Annotated in this window: 18 protein-coding genes and 1 pseudogene; 7 read left to right on the top strand and 12 right to left on the bottom strand. The window is 69.9% G+C overall.

Annotated features, from left to right (window positions below):
• Positions 1 to 31: 31 nt before the first annotated feature.
• Positions 32 to 652, bottom strand: a complete 621-nt coding sequence (locus tag NLI01S_RS07275) for a TetR/AcrR family transcriptional regulator (protein WP_067601188.1) — start codon at positions 650 to 652, stop codon at positions 32 to 34.
• A 211-nt stretch (positions 653 to 863) separates the two neighbouring features.
• Positions 864 to 1,700 (bottom strand): dimethylargininase, encoded by an 837-nt coding sequence (gene ddaH, locus NLI01S_RS07270; protein WP_067601185.1) that lies wholly within the window; start codon positions 1,698 to 1,700, stop codon positions 864 to 866.
• 249 nt (positions 1,701 to 1,949) lie between these two features.
• On the opposite strand from ddaH, the gene NLI01S_RS07265 reads away from it, so the two are divergent.
• On the top strand, positions 1,950 to 3,044 hold the full coding sequence (locus NLI01S_RS07265; RefSeq protein WP_067601182.1) for an alcohol dehydrogenase catalytic domain-containing protein: 1,095 nt from the start codon (positions 1,950 to 1,952) through the stop codon (positions 3,042 to 3,044).
• A gap of 104 nt (positions 3,045 to 3,148) precedes the next feature.
• Here NLI01S_RS07265 and NLI01S_RS07260 read toward each other — a convergent pair whose 3' ends face one another.
• The 6 genes from NLI01S_RS07260 to NLI01S_RS07235 all read right to left on the bottom strand — a co-directional run bounded on the left by NLI01S_RS07260 (position 3,149) and on the right by NLI01S_RS07235 (position 9,572).
• A complete protein-coding gene (locus NLI01S_RS07260; RefSeq protein ID WP_067601179.1) occupies positions 3,149 to 4,858 on the bottom strand; it encodes a dihydroxyacetone kinase family protein in 1,710 nt (569 codons plus the stop codon).
• 37 nt (positions 4,859 to 4,895) lie between these two features.
• A complete protein-coding gene (locus NLI01S_RS07255) occupies positions 4,896 to 5,771 on the bottom strand; it encodes a dihydrodipicolinate synthase family protein (RefSeq protein ID WP_067601176.1) in 876 nt (291 codons plus the stop codon).
• Positions 5,750 to 7,336 (bottom strand): tripartite tricarboxylate transporter permease, encoded by a 1,587-nt coding sequence (locus tag NLI01S_RS07250; RefSeq protein ID WP_223809147.1) that lies wholly within the window; start codon positions 7,334 to 7,336, stop codon positions 5,750 to 5,752. The genes NLI01S_RS07255 and NLI01S_RS07250 overlap by 22 nt, the downstream gene beginning before the upstream one ends.
• Positions 7,333 to 7,836: a tripartite tricarboxylate transporter TctB family protein gene (locus NLI01S_RS07245; protein ID WP_067601173.1), complete on the bottom strand. Its 504-nt coding sequence runs from the start codon at positions 7,834 to 7,836 to the stop codon at positions 7,333 to 7,335. The genes NLI01S_RS07250 and NLI01S_RS07245 overlap by 4 nt, the downstream gene beginning before the upstream one ends.
• A 5-nt stretch (positions 7,837 to 7,841) precedes the next feature.
• The gene (locus tag NLI01S_RS07240; protein WP_067601170.1) at positions 7,842 to 8,813 is read right to left on the bottom strand and encodes a tripartite tricarboxylate transporter substrate binding protein; all 972 of its coding nucleotides are present in this window, start codon (positions 8,811 to 8,813) and stop codon (positions 7,842 to 7,844) included.
• Positions 8,814 to 8,903: 90 nt separating this feature from the next.
• Positions 8,904 to 9,572: a GntR family transcriptional regulator gene (locus NLI01S_RS07235; protein WP_067601167.1), complete on the bottom strand. Its 669-nt coding sequence runs from the start codon at positions 9,570 to 9,572 to the stop codon at positions 8,904 to 8,906.
• Positions 9,573 to 10,029: 457 nt separating this feature from the next.
• On the opposite strand from NLI01S_RS07235, the gene NLI01S_RS07230 reads away from it, so the two are divergent.
• Both NLI01S_RS07230 and NLI01S_RS07225 read left to right on the top strand, forming a co-directional pair.
• The gene (locus NLI01S_RS07230; protein WP_067601164.1) at positions 10,030 to 11,688 is read left to right on the top strand and encodes an FAD-binding dehydrogenase; all 1,659 of its coding nucleotides are present in this window, start codon (positions 10,030 to 10,032) and stop codon (positions 11,686 to 11,688) included.
• A 171-nt stretch (positions 11,689 to 11,859) separates the two neighbouring features.
• The gene (locus NLI01S_RS07225; protein ID WP_190318385.1) at positions 11,860 to 12,519 is read left to right on the top strand and encodes a Uma2 family endonuclease; all 660 of its coding nucleotides are present in this window, start codon (positions 11,860 to 11,862) and stop codon (positions 12,517 to 12,519) included.
• A gap of 52 nt (positions 12,520 to 12,571) precedes the next feature.
• On the opposite strand, the gene NLI01S_RS07220 is transcribed toward NLI01S_RS07225, so the two are convergent.
• Positions 12,572 to 12,820 carry a hypothetical protein gene (locus NLI01S_RS07220; RefSeq protein ID WP_067601161.1) on the bottom strand — a complete coding sequence of 83 codons (249 nt, stop codon included), beginning with the start codon at positions 12,818 to 12,820 and terminating at the stop codon, positions 12,572 to 12,574.
• A 16-nt stretch (positions 12,821 to 12,836) separates the two neighbouring features.
• Positions 12,837 to 13,745: an SPFH domain-containing protein gene (locus NLI01S_RS07215; RefSeq protein WP_067601159.1), complete on the bottom strand. Its 909-nt coding sequence runs from the start codon at positions 13,743 to 13,745 to the stop codon at positions 12,837 to 12,839.
• Positions 13,746 to 13,848: 103 nt separating this feature from the next.
• Between NLI01S_RS07215 and NLI01S_RS07210 the strand changes: the two genes are divergently transcribed.
• Both NLI01S_RS07210 and NLI01S_RS07205 read left to right on the top strand, forming a co-directional pair.
• Positions 13,849 to 14,346, top strand: coding sequence for a PH domain-containing protein (locus NLI01S_RS07210; RefSeq protein WP_067601156.1), 498 nt, complete (start codon positions 13,849 to 13,851; stop codon positions 14,344 to 14,346).
• The gene (locus NLI01S_RS07205; RefSeq protein WP_067601153.1) at positions 14,343 to 16,160 is read left to right on the top strand and encodes a PH domain-containing protein; all 1,818 of its coding nucleotides are present in this window, start codon (positions 14,343 to 14,345) and stop codon (positions 16,158 to 16,160) included. The genes NLI01S_RS07210 and NLI01S_RS07205 overlap by 4 nt, the downstream gene beginning before the upstream one ends.
• Before the next feature lie 125 nt (positions 16,161 to 16,285).
• On the opposite strand, the gene NLI01S_RS07200 is transcribed toward NLI01S_RS07205, so the two are convergent.
• The gene (locus NLI01S_RS07200; protein WP_067601343.1) at positions 16,286 to 16,639 is read right to left on the bottom strand and encodes an STAS domain-containing protein; all 354 of its coding nucleotides are present in this window, start codon (positions 16,637 to 16,639) and stop codon (positions 16,286 to 16,288) included.
• A gap of 461 nt (positions 16,640 to 17,100) precedes the next feature.
• On the opposite strand from NLI01S_RS07200, the gene NLI01S_RS07195 reads away from it, so the two are divergent.
• Together NLI01S_RS07195 and NLI01S_RS07190 are read left to right on the top strand one after the other, a co-directional pair.
• Positions 17,101 to 17,637, top strand: coding sequence for an NUDIX hydrolase family protein (locus NLI01S_RS07195; protein ID WP_067601151.1), 537 nt, complete (start codon positions 17,101 to 17,103; stop codon positions 17,635 to 17,637).
• 189 nt (positions 17,638 to 17,826) lie between these two features.
• Entirely contained in the window at positions 17,827 to 18,516 is a 690-nt protein-coding gene (locus tag NLI01S_RS07190; RefSeq protein ID WP_067601149.1) for a nucleoside/nucleotide kinase family protein, read from the top strand.
• Positions 18,517 to 18,528: 12 nt separating this feature from the next.
• Here the strand turns inward: NLI01S_RS07190 and NLI01S_RS07185 are convergent.
• Positions 18,529 to 19,440: pseudogene (locus NLI01S_RS07185) on the bottom strand (FAD-dependent oxidoreductase); the annotation flags it as partial.
• Positions 19,441 to 19,445 lie beyond the last annotated feature (5 nt).

Here is a 19,445-nt window from a genome sequence, read left to right as displayed (position 1 = left end):
GGAGTACGCGGACCCGCCCCGGGGCCTCCCCCTAGACCTGGGCGGGTCCGCGCGTGCGCAGGTGGGACCAGGTGAGTTCGGCGACGTGTCCGGCCATGGTGTCGGGGGTCTCGTCCGGATGATCCAGGAGCCAGTCGGCGAAGGCGTCGGCGGTGCTCACCGCCACCCGGGCCAGTAGTTGGGCGTCTCGCGCGTCCATGTCGCCGTAGTCCTCGCGGGTGCAGGCGGTGATGAGGTCGGCCATCTCCTCGGTGACACGGTCGCGCATACGGGCGGTCTCGGACTCGAAGGGCTGCCCCTGGGCGGCGGCGCGCCGGTAGAGCACGGTCCAGCTCTCGCGGTTGTCGACCACGAAAGCGAAGAAGGCGCGCATTCCTCGGCGCAGCGGGTCGTCGTCGACGGGGTGGGGTGCGTGCACGGCGTCGCGGATGGCCTCGATGAGTCGTCCCATCTCCCTGCGCACACAGGCGGTGAAGATGCCCTCCTTGGAGCCCAGGTAGTGGTACGCGGTGGGTTTGGAGGTCCCGGCGGCCGCCGCGATCTCCTCCACGCTGACGGTGTGGTAGTCGCCCCGGGAGAACGCGGAGACGGCGGCGTCGATCAGTTGTTGTTCCCTGACCTGGCGCGGGAGTCTGCGTTGTTTGGTCGTCACGGGAACCGACCCTAATGGGATCGGTGGAAGTGGCGCGGGGACGCCGGAGCCGAGTGGGGCCGCGCGCCTGGGGGCCGACCGGCGTCGCGCGTGTGACCTGTGCGCCCGTGCCCGCAATGGTTTCGCCGGGTGGCACATCCCACATTCCGAGAGGTTTGAACGGGCGGATTCCGCACGACCGTGCGCGGAATCCGCCGCTTTCGTTCGACCGTCAGGAAGGGGGATCTCGCAGTACCAGGGTGCAGCACTTGGCTCCACCCCCGGCCTTGCGGAGTTCGTCGAGTTCGATCGGATGGACCGTGTATCCCTGGGCGCGTAGCCGGTCGGCGAGTGCGGTGGCCTCGGCGGCGATGACCACGTTGCGGCCGTCCCCGACGGCGTTCAGTCCCAGGACGGCGGCGTCCTCCTCGGTGGCCAGGAGAGCGTCGGGGTACAGGGCTCGAAGCACCCGACGACTGCCCTCGGAGAACGCGCCCGGGTAGTAGGCGATCCGCCGCCCCGACAGGGCGAACAGCGCGGTGTCCAGGTGGTAGAAGCGAGGGTCGACCAGTTGCAGGGTGACGACCGGCCGGTCCAGGAGTCGCTCGGCCTCCTGGTGGGCGGCGGCCTCGGTGCGAAAGCCCGTGGCCGCCAGGATGACGTCGTCCAGGGTGATGAAATCGCCCTCACCCTCGTTGACGTGTTTGGGTTCCTTGGTCTCGACGAAGCCGGCCTTGCGGAACCAATCGAGGTAGGCGGGACCTTCGGGGGTGCGTTCGGCGCCGGCGAACCGGGCCCCGTAGACCCGACCGTCCACGACCAGGCCACCGTTGGCGGCGAAGACCATGTCGGGCAGGCCTTCGATGGGGGCTATCTCGCTCACGCGGTGCCCCAGGGACAGGTAGAGGTCGCGGAGCCCCTCCCACTGCCGAACGGCGCGGTCACGGTCCACGCTCAAGGCGGGGTTCATCCAGGGGTTGATCGCGTATTCCACCGCGAAGTAGGTGGGACGGCACATCAGATAGTGCCGGGGTTTCGCCACCGGCGCCGAGACCGCGGGTCGAGCCATGGAACCTCCCCATCCAGGTGCCCTCACGGTGGTTCAGGCCTTTACCACCGCGTGTTTCCGGGCGGACATTCGTTGGATACCCGAATCGGGCATGCGCCAATATCGACATTTCCGCGAACGGATCGGAGACGGGGGTCGGGGCATGCGCGTCCCCACCTCCCGTCCTTGTTCGAGGACACCCCCGACCAACAGACCGACCGGCCGGTATTGTTAGGGTCGCGCCAGTTCCCCGATTGGAGTACCCCCATCATGAGCACGACCGTCAAGGCCGCCGTCTTCCACGAGACCGACGCACTCCCCCGGATCCGTTCCCTGGTCCTTCCCGACCCCGGCCCCGGACAGGTACGGGTACGTCTGGCCGCGGCGGGCGTGTGCCACTCCGACCTGTCGCTGTCCAACGGCACCCTGGCCCAGTCCTGGCCCGCCGTCCTGGGTCACGAGGGCGCCGGCACCGTCGAAGAGGTCGGCCCCGGGGTCGAGCACCTGACGCCCGGCCAACAGGTCGTCCTGAACTGGGCGCCCGCCTGCCGGGAATGCTGGTTCTGCCGCCAGGGGGAGCCCTACCTGTGCGAACACGCCTTGGACGGCACCCTGGTCCCCTACGCCGAGCTGACCGACGGCACCCCCGTCTACGCCGGCTTGAGCACGGGCGCCTTCGCCGAGGCCACCGTCGTCTCGGCCAAGGCCGTGATCCCACTTCCCGAGGGAATCGACCCGTCCGTCGGGGCCATGCTGGGATGCGCGGTGGTCACCGGATGGGGCGCCGTCAACAACGCCGCGCGCCTGCGCGAGGGACAGTCCGCGGTGGTCCTGGGGTTGGGCGGGGTCGGTCTGTCCGTGCTCCAGGCCGCACGGATGGCCGGGGCCGGCCCGCTCATCGCGGTGGACGTCTCCCCCGACAAGGAGGATTTGGCCCGTTCTCTGGGCGCCACCGACTTCCTGGTCGCCGACGGAAGCACCCACAAGGCCGTGCGGGGGCTGACCGGCGGGCGCGGGGCCGACCACGCCTTCGAGGTGGTGGGCAAGGCCCAGGTGGTGCGCGCGGCCTGGAACAGTGTGCGCAGGGGCGGGACCGTGACCGTGGTGGGCCTCGGGTCGGTCAAGGACGAGGTTTCCTTCAACGCCCTGGAACTGTTCCACCAGGGCCGTACCGTGCAGGGGTGCGTGTACGGCTCCAGCGATCCCGACCGCGACGTCCCACTGTTGGCCGAGTCGGTGCGCTCCGGCGAGCTGCGTCTGTCGGCGATGGTCACCGACGAGATCTCCCTTGACGGTGTCCCCGGGGCCTTCGAACGCATGCGTCAGGGCAAGGGCGGACGGTCACTGGTGCGTTTCGGGGCTTAGCTCGCAGAGGGTCCGGGAGTCCGTGGTGTCGGATGGACGCCACGGACTCCCGAACGGGGACGTCCTCGTGGTGTTCCCCTCACGGCACACCACGAGGACCCGTCTCAGGACAGGACGTGGCGCAGTTCCTCCAGGAACCGCAGCAGGGCGACCGAACCGGGGTCGCGCTCACCGGCCCCGCGTTCACCCACCCAGGCCGCACGGCCCTTGGCCGACGTCAGTCCACTGGTCTCCTCCACCGCGCGCCCGGCCGCGGACGCCGCGTCCCGGGCGGCCGCCTTCGGGTCCCGGGCGTCGGCCAGCGCCTCCTCCACCAGCAGCAAACCGTCCACGAACGTCTTGTCGCCGGGCTCGGCTCCGCCCCTCTCCCGCACCCTGCGGGACACGGCGGCGGTGAGACGCGCGGCGTCACGAACCGATACGGAGGCAAGCTCCTCGGACTCGGCCGCCGCGGCGAGCAGACCCGCGCCGGTCAAGGCCGCGAACGTGGAGGGGTTGGCCGCCGCGAACGCCGTCGCCGCGGTGCGCAGCACGTCGGCGTGGTGCGCGTCCTCGGGCAACGTCAGCAGCGCCTCACGAACGGCCGACGCGCCCGAGGAGACCGTGATCCCCAGGTCGCCGTCGCCGAGCCGCGAGTCCAGCAGACGCAGCTCCTCCGCGTGGGCGGGCAAGCGCTCCATGACGGTGATCAGGGTGGCGCGCAGCGCGCTGACCGAACCGGTGCGGCGCACGGCGGGGGCCGCTCCCGCGTCGGACTCCGCACCCGGCGTACCCGCCTCCTCGGTAGGCGCGTTCGGCGCGGGAGTGTCGCCCTGGCCGAAGAACGGGGAGGCCGCCGGGGCGTCGACCAGCTCGGCCAGTTCGTCGTCGAGCAACAGCACGGAGACCGAGGCCCCCGCCATCTCCAGACTCGTGGCGAACTCGCCGATGTAGCGCCGGTGGATGAGCACGCCACGCTCCCCCAGGACCTGGTGGACCCGACGGTAGATCAGGTAGAGCTCCTCCAGCGGAGTGGAGCCCAGTCCGTTGACCAGGACCGCGACCCGGTCCCCCGCCTCGGGTTCCAGTTCGCCGAGGATCTCGGTGAGGAAGCGGTCGGTGATCTGGTCGGCGGTCTCCAACGGGCCCCGGTGGCTCCCGGGTTCGCCGTGGATGCCGATCCCGACCTCCATCTCCCCCTCGTCGAGGGTGAAGGTGGGCTCCCCGGCGGCGGGCAGGATGGTGGGCGACAGGCCCACTCCCATCGTGCGCGTGGCGTCCACGGTGCGTTGGGCCACCGACCGCACCTTCTCCAGGTCGTCACCGCGTTCGGCGGAGGCGCCCGCCGTCTTGTAGGCGAAGAACAGACCCGCCACCCCGCGCCGGGTCGCCTCCTTGCCGCGGGGCGCCGATAGCACGTCGTCGGTGCCAAGGACGGTCGCCGTCGCCACGCCCTCCGCCGCGACGACGTCCCCGGCCAGGTCGAAGTTGTAGACGTCCCCACCGTAGTTGCCGTACAGGTACAGCACCCCGGCCCCACCATGGCTCGCGCGTGTGGCGGCGGTGATCTGCTCCGCCGACGGGGAGGAGAACACGTTGCCCACGGCCACACCGGTGGCCAGGCCCTGTCCCACGTAGCCGAGGAACAGGGGCAGGTGGCCGGAGCCGCCCCCGGTCACGATGCCGACGCGTCCTTGGACGGGCGCGTCGGCGCGCACCAGCGCCCTGCGGTCCTCGGTCGCCGCGCGCAGCCGATCGGGGTGCGCCATGAGCAGCGACTCGGTGACCTCGTCGACGAAGTCCTCGGGCCGGTTGATGATCTTCTTCAGCGCCATGAGCGCTCACACACCTCTCGCACTAGCACCGTCGGGTTCAGGCCAGGGCCAAGGCCCGCGCGGTCTCCTTGAGGACCTCCAGGTCGGCCTCGGAGACGGCGTCGCCGCACACACGGGCGGGTCCGGCGGAGATCCCCTGCACTTCCAGGCCCGCCTTCAGGTGCGGGATGCTGCCGCTCTTGACCGCCGCCACGGCGCGCTCCACCAGGGGCTGGGCGGCGCGCACGCCTTCGGTGTCACCGCTGTTGAGGGCGTCGCGCAGCGCCACGAACGGCGTGGGGAAGACGGAGGAGACACCCGAGACCACGCCCAGGCCACCCGCGCGCACGAACTCCTCGAAGGCGATGTCGTTGCCGGACAGGACGTCGAATCCTTCGGGGGCCTGCGCGAGGTAGGCGGACACCGACTCGTCGCTCTCCCCGCTGATCTTCACACCGCGAACGCCGGCGTCGCGCAGACGACGCAGCACCGAGGGGTCGGCCGGGGTGGTGGAGCGTGCCCGGAACAGGTAGGCGTGCACCTCGGCGTCGCCGGCCGCCGCCACCAGACGCTCGTAGTAGCGCACCATCGCGTCCTCGGGCGAGGGCAGGAAGTAGGGGGTGATGGCGGCCAGCCGGGTCGCCCCGGCGGCCACGGAGGCACGGACCAGGGACTCGGCCTGCCGAGGCGCGGCCGCTCCGACGTGGGCGTAGACCCCCTCCGGCCCGAAGACGTCCAGGGCCAGGCGGATCACCTCGACGCGCTCGGCGTCGTCGAGGGCGGTGAACTCGCCGGTGGTGCCGGCGACGAACACACCGTCGACCCCGCGGTCGCGCACCGCGGTGAACAACGCGGTGGCGCCGCCCGGGTCGAGGGCCTCGTCGCGGGCGAACGGGGTGGGCAGGGCGGTGATCACCTTGGCGGGGACGGACATGGGTTTTTCTCCTCGGTTGGAAAGGGGCGGAAAGGGTGTGGCTGCCGCAGGATCAGGACGTGGGAGTGGTGGCGCTCTCGGCGGCGCGGGCACGGCGGGCGCGCCAGGCGTTGCGCACCGGCGGCACGATCAGGGCGAGCGCGCTCACGGCCAGCAGGCCCAGGGCGATGGGGCTGGTCAGGATGTTCGTCGGCCCGCCGATCTCCAGGGCCCGGCGCAGGTTGCCCTCGGCCAGACCACCGAGGAATCAGGCCCAGGACGACCGGGCCGGGCGGAATGCCGAAGCGCTTCAGGAACAGGCCGACGACACCGAAGACGAGCATCACGGCCACGTCGAAGACGCTGTTGTTCACGGCGTAGGTACCGACCATGCAGAACACGAGGATGACGGCCCACAGGAAGTGCTGCGGCAGTTCCAGGAGCTTGGCCACACCGCGCATGCGCAGGACGCTGATCACGAGCGCGACCACGGTCGCGATGAGCATGATCCCGGCGATGCTGTAGACCAGGTCGGGCTGGTTGGAGAACAGGGACGGGCCGGGTTGGATGCCCCAGACGACCATGGAGCCGATCATCACGGCCATCACGGAGTCGCCGGGCAGGCCCAGTGCCAGGGTCGTGGTGACCGAACCACCGAGTGTGGAGTTGGACGAGGTGTCCGCGGCGGTGATGCCCTCCAACGAGCCCTTGCCGAACTCCTCGGGTCGCTTGGACAGACGGCGCGCCTGGTCCCAGCCGAGGATGCCGGCGATGTCACCGCCGGTGGCGGGCACGATGCCGACCACGCCGCCCACACCGCTGCCGATGGCCAACGGCTTGAGCATGGTGCGCCAGTCCCGACGGGTGGGGAACCAGCGACCGAACTCCTTGATCGGTTCCACCCCCTTGCCCTTGCGGTGCACGAGGATCTGGTTCATCACCTCGGCGATGCCGAAGAGGCCGATGATCGCGGCGATGAAGGGGATGCCGTCGGACAGCTCGGACGCACCGAACGTGAACCTGGGTGTACCCGTGATGGGGTCCCGACCGACGGTGGCCAGGAGCAGACCGAAGCCGCCCGCGATGAGGCCCTTGACGATCCGCCCACCGGACACACCGATCATCATCGTCAGACCGAACACGACCAGCGCGAACATCTCGGCGGGGCCGAAGTTCAGGGCCAGCTTGGACAGCGGGATCGCGGCGACCATGAGCAGGACGATGCCGACGAGCGTCCCCCACGCCGAGGCGAACGCGGACGAGGTCAGCGCCAGTCCCGCCTTGCCCTGGCGGGCCATGGCGTAGCCGTCGAAGGTCGTGGCGATGGACGCCGGGGTGCCCGGGGTGTTGACGAGGATCGCCGGTACCCGGTCACCGAAGTTCGCCGACACGTAGATCGTCAGCAGGACCGCCAGCCCCGGAAGCGGGTCCAAAGAGAGCGTGAAACCGCTGGCCAGAGCGACGGCCATGGTGGCGGTCACACCGGGGAAGGCGCCGACGAGCATGCCCAGCAGGGCGCCCGCGGCGATGCACAGCAGGACCAGGGGGTCCAGGAGGGCGCTGAAGCCCTCGACGATCGGACTCATAGTGGCACTCTCAGGAGGACGCCGAACAGAAGGTAGAGAATCGCGGTCACGACGATCGGGAAGAGGAGCAGTGCCTTCCACCCGCGTCCGCCGCCCAACCAGGTCAGGGCGATGAACAGCAACGTCGTGGAGACACGGAAGTCGATGAAGTACCAAAGGACGCCGTAGCCCACGATCGAGGCCAGCATCGCGGTGAGCCGCCACGTCCCCTCGCGGGTGGCCTCCTCGGGCACGTCCTCCTCCACCGTGGTGGTCGGGCGCAACAGCGCCCCCACGGCCAGGCACACGCTCAGCACCAGGACGAGGACGGCCAGCAGCTCCGGCCACCATCTCGGGCTGAACTGGGTGAGGCGGGCCCCCTCCGGGACCTGGGAGGCCAAGGCGAAGGCGACCACGGCGAAGGCCGCGGCGGCCAGGGCGGGAAGCAGCTCCCGCAGTCCGCGTCCCGGACGCGCCGCGCTCGTGGCGGGCGCGTCCGGGTTCGTGGTCGTGTCACCCATGGGGCTCAGTCCTGGCCTTCGAGCAGCTCACCGAAGCGGGTGTACTCCGCGTCGACGAACTCGGCGAACTCGTCCGAGGGCACGTTGACCGGGATGTTGCCCGAGTCGGTGATGATCGTCTGGAACTCCTCGGAGGAGGCCCCCTCGGTGAACGCCTCCTCCAGCGTGGAGCGGACCCCGTCGGGCAGGCCGGCCGGCGCGCCGATGCCGCCCCAGCCACCGATCACGATGTCCACACCCTGCTCGGTGGCGGTCTGCACGTCGGGCAGCGACTCGGAGGGCTCGGCGTCGAAGACGGCCAGGACACGGAGCTGTTCGTCCGCGTGTGCCGGAGCGGTCTCGGAGATGCCGGCGACCACGGCGTCGACCTGACCACCGACGGCGGCCGTGACCGCGGGGGCACCACCGTCGAAGGGCACCGGCTGGAACTCGGTGTCGGTGACCCGGCCCAGCTCGGTGGTGGCGGCCTCCCAGATGGAACCGGCGCCCGAGTTGGACACCGAGATGGAACCGGGCTCGGAGCGAGCGGCCTCGACGAGGTCGTCCAGGGTCTCGTAGGGGCTGTCCTCGGGGACGGCGATGGTGGCGGGCACCGACACCATCTGACCGATGAGGTCGTAGTCGACCGGGTCGACCTTGTAGCCCTGGTAGCCGAGCATGACGCTCTCGACCGGCAGGTAGCCGATGGTGTAGCCGTCGGCGGACTGTCCGGCGAGGTTCTCCAGGCCCACGGACCCGGCGCCGCCGCTGCGGTTCTCCACGACGATGCCCTGCCCCAGGGCGTCCTCCATTTCGGAGGCCAGGGTGCGGGCCGCCAGGTCGGAGGCGCCTCCGGCGTCGTAGGGCACGACGAGGGTGAGTTCCTGGCTGGGGTAGTCCGAGGCGTCCTCGCTGACACCGCCCCGGTCGGCGCAGCCGGCGGTGAGAGCGGTGACCGCCAGTGCGGCCGCGGACAGGCGGAAGATGGTGGAACGCATGGTGTTCTCCGTTTTCGGTGGAACCGGCTCCGTGGAAGGGTCGCGGGACATGAGCCGAGGGTCTGTGGGACGAGGTCGCGTCCCGTGGGGTCAGTCGGACGTGGGCTGTGTGTAAGGGGCCCTGAGCCGGAGCCTGGCGTTGTCCAGGTGACCGCGGAGCTCGTCGAAGACGGCGTCGGGCTCACCGGTCTCGATCAGGTCGGCGAGGACCTCGTGGGCGCGCACGGAGGGGCCCAGGTCCTCGTAGCGCTCGTTGGAGGCCAGCAGGAGTACCTCGATGGTGGGCCGGTACTGCGCCCACACGTCGGCGAGGCGCCGGTGACCGGCGACGTCGTAGAAGACCGAGTGGAAGTGCACGTCGGCGGCGGTGAAGGCGTCGGGATCCCGCTCCTCTCGGGCCTTGCGCATCCGATCCAGAGGAGCGCGCAGGCCGTCGGTGAGCCTGCCCCTGTCCTTGTTCAGCCCGATCTCCAAGGCGAGCCGTTCGAGGGATCCGCGCAACGAGAAGAGTTCGTCGATGTCGTCCCCGCCCAGTCCCACGACGGTGGCGCTGCGGCGGTTGGTGTCGATGAGTCCCTCGGAGGCGAGGATCTTGAGGGCGTCGCGGATGGGTCCGCGGCTCAGGTCGAACTGCTCGGCCAGGTGGCCTTCGACCAGTGACGCACCGGGGGCGTAGCGCCCGGTGATGATCAGGCGCCGGAGTTCTCCGGCGACCTTCTCGCCGAGTGCCCGTTGCTTGATGGGCAGGATCTCCGACATGTCGTCCTCTCGGTTAACCGTTAACTGTTAATGGTTAACCAGATTGGATCACCGTGTGACGTGTGTCAACTGTTGACCCATAGTGGGTTTCGTGCGACTCATGTCCGATTTCACGGGACCCCTTGCCCCAGCGGGGATCCACGCGCCCCACCGGTCAAAAAATAGGTTCGACACCTGACCTCGATCGACCCCGAAGGGCGACGACCCGGACACACACGGCGAGGGTCAGGTGTCCGAAGGGTGAACGTAAGGGGTGCGCGGGACGTCCTCACTGCCGGGCGCGCCCTCGGGTGTTCACCCTTCTCACGGATTCACGCCGCGCGCTCACGCCCGGTGACGGCCGGTTTGTCACACCCTGACAAAGGATGTGGTGCGCGGCGCACATGCCCCTTGCCGTTGGACCCGGGCCGGTGCACAGTCTTGACCACCACGTACCAGGACCGGCGAGGAGTCACCCATGAGCACCGACCAGACCGACGCGATCGTCGTCGGGGCAGGGCTGGCCGGACTGGCCGCGGCCGCCGAACTGGCCGACGCGGGCAAGCGGGTGATCCTGCTGGACCAGGAACCCGAACAGTCCCTGGGCGGCCAGGCGTTCTGGTCCTTCGGCGGACTGTTCTTCGTGGACTCCCCCGAACAGCGCCGCATGGGCGTGAAGGACTCCAAGGAACTCGCGCTCCAGGACTGGATGGGCACCGCCGACTTCGACCGACCCGAGGACGCCTGGCCGCGCAAGTGGGCCGAGGCCTACGTCGACTTCGCCGCCGGGGAGAAGTACTCGTGGCTGCGTCAACAGGGTCTGAGGATCTTCCCGGTCGTGGGCTGGGCCGAGCGCGGCGGGTACCTGGCCAACGGGCACGGCAACTCGGTGCCCCGATTCCACATCACCTGGGGCACCGGCCCCGGCGTGGTCGCCCCCTTCGAACGCCGGGTACGCGCCGCAGCCGAGAAGGGACTGGTGGAGCTGCGGTTCCGCCACCGGGTGGACGAACTGGTCGTGACCAACGGGACGGTCACCGGGGTACGCGGCACGGTGCTGGCCCCCAGCGACGTCGAGCGGGGACGGGCCAGTAGCCGGGACGCCGTGGGCGAGTTCGAGGTGGGCGCCCAGGCGATCGTCGTCACCGCCGGCGGGATCGGCGCCAACCACGACCTGGTCCGACGGAACTGGCCCGAGCGCCTGGGCAAGGCCCCCGAGCACATGCTCTCGGGGGTGCCCGCCCACGTGGACGGGCGGATGCTCGGCATCACCGAGCAGGCCGGCGGCGAGATCATCAACCGCGACCGGATGTGGCACTACACCGAGGGCATCCAGAACTGGGACCCGATCTGGGACAAGCACGGCATCCGCATCCTGCCCGGCCCGTCGTCACTGTGGTTGGACGCGACCGGCAAGCGACTGCCCGCGCCCTACCTCCCCGGGTTCGACACCCTGGGGACCCTGGACCACATCATGAAGAGCGGCCACGAGTACACGTGGTTCGTCCTCTCCCAGAAGATCATCGAGAAGGAGTTCGGCCTGTCGGGTTCGGAGCAGAACCCGGACCTGACCGGCAAGGACCTCAAGCTGGTGCTGCAACGGGTCCTGCCGGGCGCCCCGGGGCCGGTGGAGGCGTTCAAGAAGCATGGCGCCGATTTCGTGGTCGCCGACAGGCTTCCCGAGCTGATCCGCAAGATGAAGGCGGTCGCCGGTGACGAGGTTCTCGACGCCGACACGGTGACGCGCGAGGTGGTGGCCCGCGACCGCGAGATGGTCAACACCTTCACCAAGGACCTACAGGTCATGGCGATCCACGGCGCCCGCAACTACCGGGGTGACAAGCTCGCCCGGGTGGCGACCCCGCACCAGATCCTGGACCCCAAGGCGGGCCCGTTGATCGCCGTGCGATTGCACATCCTCACCCGCAAGACCCTGGGCGGCCTGCACACCGACCTGGACGCCCGCGTGCTGCGCGCCGACGGCACCCCGCTGCCGGGGGTGTACGCGGCCGGCGAGGTCGCCGGGTTCGGGGGTGGCGGCGTGCACGGATACCGGTCCCTGGAGGGCACCTTCCTGGGCGGCTGCATCTTCTCCGGTCGCACGGCGGGAAGGGCCGTCGCGGCAGCGCTCGGCTAGAAACGCGACCGAGAAGGAGGGTGGGACCGGCACAGGCCGGTCCCACCCTCCTTCTTTTTGGTCGGCGCCAAGAGCCGAATGATGTGGGTTCTTGTTCGCGAATTTCGCCATTTCCGACTCACGCTCCCCAGAACTCCGCGACGCTGGTCTCCATGCGACCAAGGAGGCAAGATGAGTGTCATGGCTATCGGCAAGACGGACCCGGGACCGGCACCGCTCACCGTGGAGGATATGCGGAAGATTCCGGACGACGGGCGGCGCTACGAGCTGGTCGACGGGAGGCTTGACGTGTCCCCCGCCCCCGTCAGCTTCCACACACTGGCCACCGCACGTCTCACCGCCCACCTCAGCAACTGCGCGCCGTCTGGGCTCCTGATCATGGACGGTCCAGGGGTGATTCTCAATGCGGAACGCACGCGTTACCGAGTCCCGGACTTGGCCGTGATTCGTAGCGAGGATTTCCAGATGCCCTACACGACCACACCTCCGCTGCTGGCGGTGGAGGTGGTCTCACCCGAGAGCGTGTTCCGGGACCACCACACGAAACGGCAGGAGTACGCCGCCTTCGGCATTCCTTCGTACTGGGTCCTCACTCCCGATCCCGACAAGCCGAGCATCATCGAATTCCGGTTGAAGGACGGTGAGTACACGGAGGTGGCCCCGGTGTTCGGTGAGGACGTCCTGGAGACCGAACTGCCCTTCCCGGTACGGGTCGTACCGCAGTGGCTCCTGCGCTTGGACGGTGACTGGCGTCGGCACATCGGCGGACCGAAGGAGGCGGAGGATGCGAAGACTGCGCAGGAAACGCAGAAGCCGGAGAACGGCGTGTAACCCCCACCACGACGGCACGAAGCCGGGTGTCCCCCTCGGGCACCCGGCTTCGTCATGTCCGCTCCGGCCCCTCCTCGGGCTCCGCTTCGGGTTCATCGGAGGTGGCCTCGGGCTTTCGTGGTCTGCCACGACGCGGGATCTCCCGCACTTCCTTGGGCATGCGGCCCGCGTCGTCCAACGCACGGCGTAGCAGGAACTCGATCTGGGCGTTGGTGCTGCGCAACTCATGCCCGGCCCAGCGCGCGAGCGCGTCGTGGACGGCGGGGTCGAGCCGCAGCAGCACTTTCTTGCGCTCGGACAAGGCACCTCACCCGGATCTACTGGTACAGGGTCCCGGCGTTGACGATGGGGCTGGCGGGACGGTCGGAGCACAGCACCACGAGCAGGTTGCTGACCATGGCGGCCTTGCGTTCCTCGTCCAGGTCCACCACGTTCTCGTCGGCCAGACGTTCCAAGGCGCGGTCCACGAGGCTGACGGCGCCCTCGACGATCTCGGCGCGGGCGGCGATCATCGCACCGGCCTGCTGACGCTGGAGCATGGCCTGGGCGATCTCGGGGGCGTAGGCCAGGTGGGTGAACCGGGACTCCACGATCTTCACACCCGCGGCGTCCACGCGTTCGGCGACCTCCTTGGACAGCTGCTCGGTGATGGCGTCGGCGCTGTCGCGCAGGGAGGTGCCGTTGCCCTCTCCGTAGGAGTCGTAGGGGTACTTGCCGGCGATGTGGCGCACGGCCGCCTCGGTCTGGGTGGAGACGAACTGGACGAAGTCGTCGACCTCGAACGAGGCGCGAGCGGTGTCCTCGACCTGCCAGACCACGACGGCGGCGATCTCGATGGGGCTGCCGGAGGCGTCGTTGACCTTCATGACGGAGGTCTCGTGGTTGCGAATGCGGGTGGAGATCGCGTTGCGCACGGTGAGCGGGTTGACCCAACGCAGACCGTCGGTGCGGATGGTGCCGATGTAGCGGCCGAAGAACTGCACGACCTGGGCCTCGTTGGGGGCGACCATGGTCAGCCCGAAGGACAGGACCGCGCCGACCAGCGCCAGCACCACGCCGATCGCGATGAGGAACACGGGCAGGTCCAGCAGTGGCAGCAGGGCGATGCCGACGCCGCCCAGGACAAGGACCATCGCGACCACGAACATGGGGATCCCGCCGTACCCGAAGGCGGCACGTTCGCGGTACTGGGGTTCGGGTCTGGTGACGCCGGGGGTCTCACTCATTTCGGTCCCTTCCTTAGGTGATGACTCGAGCATAGCATTGTGATATCACTTTTAATGGCAAGTCCGCCCCGGCGGCCCCCTACCGAGAGGAGACGTCGACGCCATGAGCAACGACGCTCTGCGCCTGCGACCGCCCAACCACCGAGTGGACCGTCGAGCGGTGGGCTGGTGGTCGACCCAGGCCCTGTCCGTGACGGTCGGCCTCACCGTCATCCCCGTCGTGCCCGCGCTGATCTGGGAACCCGTGCGGTTCTGGTTCCTCGTCGTGGCCGGGATCGTGGGCGGGGTCGGGTTGCTGATCACCGTGGTGATGCCGCGGTGGCGCTACCGCGTGCACCGTTGGGAGGTCACCGACACCGCCGTGTACACCTCCAGCGGTTGGCTGTGGCAGGAGTGGCGGGTGGCGCCGATGTCGCGGATCCAGACCGTGGACACCGCGCGCGGGCCACTACAGAGAGCCTTCGGGTTGTCCAGCGTGACGGTGACGACGGCCTCCGCCGCCGGACCCATCGAGATCAGCGGACTCGACCACACCCTCGCCACCGAGGTGGCCGACCAGCTCACCGACAACACCGAAGCGGTCCCGGGGGACGCCACATGACCTCTCACGAGGATCACCGACCCGAAGAAACCGTCCCCGACGTCGCACGCCCCGAGACGGACCCGAACCCGGCGGACGGGCACGTACCGGAACCGAACCCGCCAGGGCGGGACTTCCCCGCCGAGACCGACGAACCGAGCGGCGACTGGCCGGGGCTGAGCCCCCTGTCGGTGTGGGCCGACACGGCGATCGTGGCGCTGTTCATGGTTCCCTCCGCCATCGTCGCCACCGTCGTCCTGGTCGTGGTCGACCAGCCCCTGTGGGCACTGCTGCCCTTGCCGGCCACCGGCGCTTTCATCGCCCTGATGACCTATCTGGACATGCTGCGGCTGCGCGCGGTGCGCTACCGGGTCACCGCCGACCGCATGGAGATGCGTTCGGGCATCATCGCCAAGGCCTACCGCTCCATCCCGCGTGAACGTGTGCGCAGCGTGGACGTGGCCGCCCCGATCCACGTGCGGATCTTCGGGCTGTGCACGGTGACCGTGGGCACCGGTGAGAAGGTGGGATCCGGCGCCGACCAGCTGAAACTGGAGTTCGTCACCGCCGAGCAGGGCGAGCGATTGCGACGTGAGCTGTTGCGGCGGGCCGGGACCGACGACGCCTCCCGGGCATCGACCGAGGGGGAGGACGGCTCGGTCGACGAGGACGGCGTCGAGCTGGCCCGACTGAACCCGCGCTGGTTCGCCTACGCGCCCGCCACCACCGCCACCTTCGGAATCGGGCTCGGTGTCATCGCCGCCCTCATCGGTGCCAACGCCCAGTCGGGCGGGCACGGTTGGGCGTGGATCTCCGAACGGGCGGGGCTGCCCGGTTCACAGCAGATGGCCGACTTCGTGATGTCCCGGCTGCTGCTCGTGATCCCCCTGTTCCTGGTGGGGCTCCTGCTGTCCGGTGTGGTCGTCCTGCTGTTGGCCGCGCTGGAGACCTGGTGGAACTACCGCCTGACCCGGGAACCCGACGGCACGGTTCGGTTGCGCCGGGGCCTGCTGACCAGCGTCTCCCTGTCGGTGGAGGGCCGCCGCCTGAACGGTGTGGTCCTGCACGAACCCTTCGTGCTGCGTTCGGTGCGCGGGGCGAGCGTTCAGGCGGTCGCGACCGGGTTGGAGAGTGGCGACGACAAGAAGACCAGCGCCAAGAGCAGGTTGTCCCCGGCCATGCCCCGCTCCCGTGCGCGCGCCCTGGGCGCGGCGTTGATGCGCCAGGAGCAGTCCCCGTTGGACGTTCCGTTGGCAACGCACCCCAGGGCCGCGTTGCGCCGTCGATTCACCCGGGCGACCTTCGTGACCTTGGCGGGGGTGGCGTTGGCCGGTGGTCTGGCGTGGCTGCACATGGTGGCCACCGAGAGTTGGTGGGAGGTGGCGCGCACGATCGAGGAGACCATCGTGCCGATCCCGCTGGTCGTCGAGAGCGTGGAGGCCACCCCCGGGTGGGGCTGGTTCGCGCTCGCGGTCGTGCTGGGCGTACTGGCGTTCTGGTACGCGGTGGGTTCCTACCGAGGGCTGGGGCACGGCCTGCACCCGAAGTACCTGGTACTGCGCAAGGGCATGGGGGTGCGAAACACCGTCACCCTGGAACGGTCGGCGGTGATCGGTTGGCGGATCACCCGCTCGCCCTTCCAGCGCAGGTTGGGGCTGGCCGACGTGGCGGCGACCACCGCCGCGGGTGAGGGCATGTACTCCGCCCTGGACGTGGGGCTGGGCCAGGGGTTGGCCTGGGCGGACGAAGCGGTTCCGGAACTGCTCGCGCCCTTCCTGGAACGTCCCGAGATCACCGGCGAGGCCGAGGGATCACGCCCCACGGTGCTTCCCTGACAGGACTGCGGTGTCCAACACCGGGGCCGAGTGTCCGAGCAAGGTAGGTGGAGCCCCGATGTGGGGCGCCCGGTTTCCCCACCGGCGCACCACATCGGGTCACTTCGTTCACCGGGCCGCACGGGTCAGGAGACGGGGTTGTCCCTGAAGGGCGGGCCGTCGGCGCGCAGCCCGCTGGTGTGGGTCAGCGCCATCTCCACGATCGGATAGACGTCGAACAGGCGCCGCATGCCCAGGGCCTCCAGGACCCGTTCGGCGATGGACGACGGTTCGGCCAGGACCATGTGCGCGCCCCGCGCCTGGAGGACTCGATGGACGGCGACCAGGGCGCGCACGCCGCTGGCGTCGAAGAACCCGAGCCCGGACATGTCCACGACCAGGCAGTCGCAACGGGAGTCCTGCACCGCGTCGAAGAGACGTTCACGCAGCCGGTCGGCGGTGGCCAGGTCCACTTCTCCGTGGACGCGCACCACCGTCACCCCCGTACAGGAGATACGTTCCCGGGCCGAGAACGGTACATCCTTCGCCACTCGGGCCACCTCTCACCGGACGTAACCTTTCCACTACGCAACCGCGTACGAGATCGTAACCTCTACAGAGAGGTTGCGGGAGGCTTTTGATGAGAAAAACCCCCGAAATCTCGCCGATGTGGCTCCGCGGATGGTTCGGTCTCACCTCACCGCGCGTTCTCCCGTCCCTCCCGGCCCGGGTCACGCTCCACAGAGCCCGCACAGATCTCTCTCGGACACTCCCGAAGACGGACCCGCACCGTGCTTTCTCGACTCCCGTGCGGTAAAAGCGGTACTTGGACGCCCATGTGACGGCCGGTGCTCCCGAACCCCTCGGGGCAAGGGAGGATGACCGCATCGAGGGACAAGACCAGAGCGAAGGGAGGGAGCGGCCCATCGACCGTCCCGAGCGGACGACGGCCGCGTACCCCATGACCGAAACCGCCGACACCCAGCCCGGTTGGTTCTCCTCCGAGGAGTTGGAGGATGTCCGTGGCCGCATGCCCGTGCTCTACGTCCAGGCGGTGCCCGTCCGAGTCGATGAGAGCGGCGAGGTGACACATGTGGGTCTGCTCATGCGGGCCGGCGCCGACGGAAGCTTCAACCGCTCGGTGGTCTCGGGCCGGGTGCTCTACCACGAACGGGTGCGCGACGCGCTCCTGCGCCACCTGGAGAAGGACCTGGGCCCGGTGGCCCTGCCCCGCATCCCCAGTTCCCCGCAGCCGTTCACGGTCGCCGAGTACTTCCCCACCCCCGGCATCACACCGTTCCACGACCCCCGCCAGCACGCGGTGGCCATGGCCTACGTCGTTCCGGTGAGCGGTGACTGCCAGCCCCGCCAGGACGCCCTGGACCTGGTGTGGTTCACCCCGGACGAGGCCACCGGGCCTCAGGTGCGCGAGGAGATGCAGGGTGGCCAGGGTGTCCTGGTGCGTCAGGCCCTGGCCTTCGTCGGGCACGCCCCCTGAGGCTTCGCGGGGCCGCCGAGCGCCGGCGGCCCCGCCCCTCCTCGGCCCCGTCGGGGACCGCCCGGTGCAGTGACTCATCGATCCATCGGTGCCCTTGGGCGACCTCTTCCACCCCGATCATCGAAGCGTGCCCGCCCGATCTGCGGGACGATCGGGTGTGGGGCCCCGGTTCGGCATAGGCTGGAGTCCATGCTCGACTCCCTCGTGGCCGACGTCCTCGCCATGGTTCCCCCCGACGACGGGGAGAACACCCGCCGTACCGTGCTCGGGTTGGCCGGTGCCCCGGCCGCCGGCAAGTCCACCCTGGCCCGTTACCTGGTGCACGCGGTGAACGAGACCCTGGGCGCGGACACCGCCGGCTACCTGCCCATGGACGGCTACCACCTGTCCAACGCCCAGCTCGAACGGTTGGGCAGGAGCGACCGCAAGGGCGCCCCCGACACCTTCGACGTCCACGGCTACCTGGCGATGCTGCGCCGGTTGCCGGTGGAGACCGACCACCCGGTCTACGTGCCCGACTACGACCGTCGACTGCACGAACCCGTCGCCGCGCGCCACGTGATCGAACCGCACACCCGTCTGGTGGTGACCGAGGGCAACTACCTGGCCTCCGACCACGCCCCCTGGGACCAGGTGCGGGGATTGATGGTCGAACTCTGGTACGTGGAGGCCACCGACCTGGTGCGCGAACGTCGACTGAACCGGCGACAGCGGGCGGGCGGCGCCGGAGCGAACGCCGCCCGGGAATGGGTGGAACGCAGCGATCGGCCCAACGGTGAACTGGTGAAGCGTTTCCGGGACAACTGCACCAGGGTGGTCCGGGTCAGCGGGGTGCCGCGGATCCGTTCGGGGAAGACCCTCCCGAACCGCCGCCGCTGACCCCGCGCCCCGTCAAGCGGTCAGGGCTCCGGCCCGCGCGTGGGGGCGTCGGGAACGGTGACCCGACCAGCGCGCCAGCCTCAGGTACAGGTCGGGGCGAGCCTGTCCGCCTCTCAGCCCGCCGTAGGCAGCGGCCACGATGAACTCCTTGTACAGGGCGGCGGGGCGGCCGGTGAGCACGAAGCGCGTGGGGGTGTCGTCGCCGCGCACGAACTGGACGAGTCCGTCGCCCCGGCCCAGACTCACGCACTGGAACAGGTAGCCGAGGCCCGGCCCTCGGTGGGTACGTCCGACGCCGGTGTCGCTCCCGTCGAGGGCGTCGGCGACCGTGTCGGCGGCGTTCCACCCCATGGGCAGGCCCATGGCGCAGGACATGCGCAGCTCCCGGCCGTCCACCGCACGGACGTGCGCGGCGTCGCCCACCACGAGGACCTCCGGGTGGGACACCGAGCGTTGGCCGGCGTCGACCAGGGCGCGCCCGCCGTCGTCGACGCTCGATCCGGCCGTCGCCAGGGGGCCACGGACACCGAACCCGGCGTTCCACACCACCACGTCGGCGTCCACGCGCCCACCGTCGTCCAGGTCGAGCCCGGCTGTGTCCACCCTGCTCACCTCGGTGTGTTCGCGCACGGCCACTCCAAGGCGGTCCAGGGACCGTCGCATGTGGTCGCGGCCTCGGTCACCGCCCCCGGCGCCGACCCGGCCGCGGGTGATGAGTTCGACCCGCAGGTCGGGGTGGCTCTCGGCGAATTCGGTGGCCACCTCCACACCGGTCAGGCCACCACCGACCACGGCCAGGGTGTGCGGCGGGTTCTCGCGGACGTGGTCGGCCAAGCGTCGTGCGGCGGTGACCGAGGCGACGTTGTGGGTGTGCTCGGCCACCCCGGGTACGGGCGCGGGCGCGGCGTCGCTGCCCAGGGCGTAGACGA

This window comes from Nocardiopsis listeri NBRC 13360 (assembly GCF_001570765.1).
GTDB classification, from domain to species: domain Bacteria; phylum Actinomycetota; class Actinomycetes; order Streptosporangiales; family Streptosporangiaceae; genus Nocardiopsis; species Nocardiopsis listeri.
Note: the sequence above shows the minus strand (reverse complement) of the source record. Positions and strands in the feature narration are given on the sequence as shown.

Bases quoted from the DNA above. Each gene is read 5' to 3' on its own strand.
- NLI01S_RS07195 (WP_067601151.1), top strand. From the start codon at position 17,101: ATGACCGAAACCGCCGACACCCAGCCCGGTTGGTTCTCCTCCGAGGAG.
- NLI01S_RS07255 (WP_067601176.1), bottom strand. From the start codon at position 5,771: ATGTCCGTCCCCGCCAAGGTGATCACCGCCCTGCCCACCCCGTTCGCC.
- NLI01S_RS07210 (WP_067601156.1), top strand. From the start codon at position 13,849: ATGAGCAACGACGCTCTGCGCCTGCGACCGCCCAACCACCGAGTGGAC.
- NLI01S_RS07245 (WP_067601173.1), bottom strand. From the start codon at position 7,836: ATGGGTGACACGACCACGAACCCGGACGCGCCCGCCACGAGCGCGGCG.
- NLI01S_RS07230 (WP_067601164.1), top strand. From the start codon at position 10,030: ATGAGCACCGACCAGACCGACGCGATCGTCGTCGGGGCAGGGCTGGCC.
- NLI01S_RS07225 (WP_190318385.1), top strand. From the start codon at position 11,860: ATGAGTGTCATGGCTATCGGCAAGACGGACCCGGGACCGGCACCGCTC.
- ddaH (WP_067601185.1), bottom strand. From the start codon at position 1,700: ATGGCTCGACCCGCGGTCTCGGCGCCGGTGGCGAAACCCCGGCACTAT.
- NLI01S_RS07260 (WP_067601179.1), bottom strand. From the start codon at position 4,858: ATGGCGCTGAAGAAGATCATCAACCGGCCCGAGGACTTCGTCGACGAG.
- NLI01S_RS07240 (WP_067601170.1), bottom strand. From the start codon at position 8,813: ATGCGTTCCACCATCTTCCGCCTGTCCGCGGCCGCACTGGCGGTCACC.
- NLI01S_RS07205 (WP_067601153.1), top strand. From the start codon at position 14,343: ATGACCTCTCACGAGGATCACCGACCCGAAGAAACCGTCCCCGACGTC.
- NLI01S_RS07190 (WP_067601149.1), top strand. From the start codon at position 17,827: ATGCTCGACTCCCTCGTGGCCGACGTCCTCGCCATGGTTCCCCCCGAC.
- NLI01S_RS07265 (WP_067601182.1), top strand. From the start codon at position 1,950: ATGAGCACGACCGTCAAGGCCGCCGTCTTCCACGAGACCGACGCACTC.
- NLI01S_RS07250 (WP_223809147.1), bottom strand. From the start codon at position 7,336: ATGAGTCCGATCGTCGAGGGCTTCAGCGCCCTCCTGGACCCCCTGGTC.
- NLI01S_RS07235 (WP_067601167.1), bottom strand. From the start codon at position 9,572: ATGTCGGAGATCCTGCCCATCAAGCAACGGGCACTCGGCGAGAAGGTC.
- NLI01S_RS07215 (WP_067601159.1), bottom strand. From the start codon at position 13,745: ATGAGTGAGACCCCCGGCGTCACCAGACCCGAACCCCAGTACCGCGAA.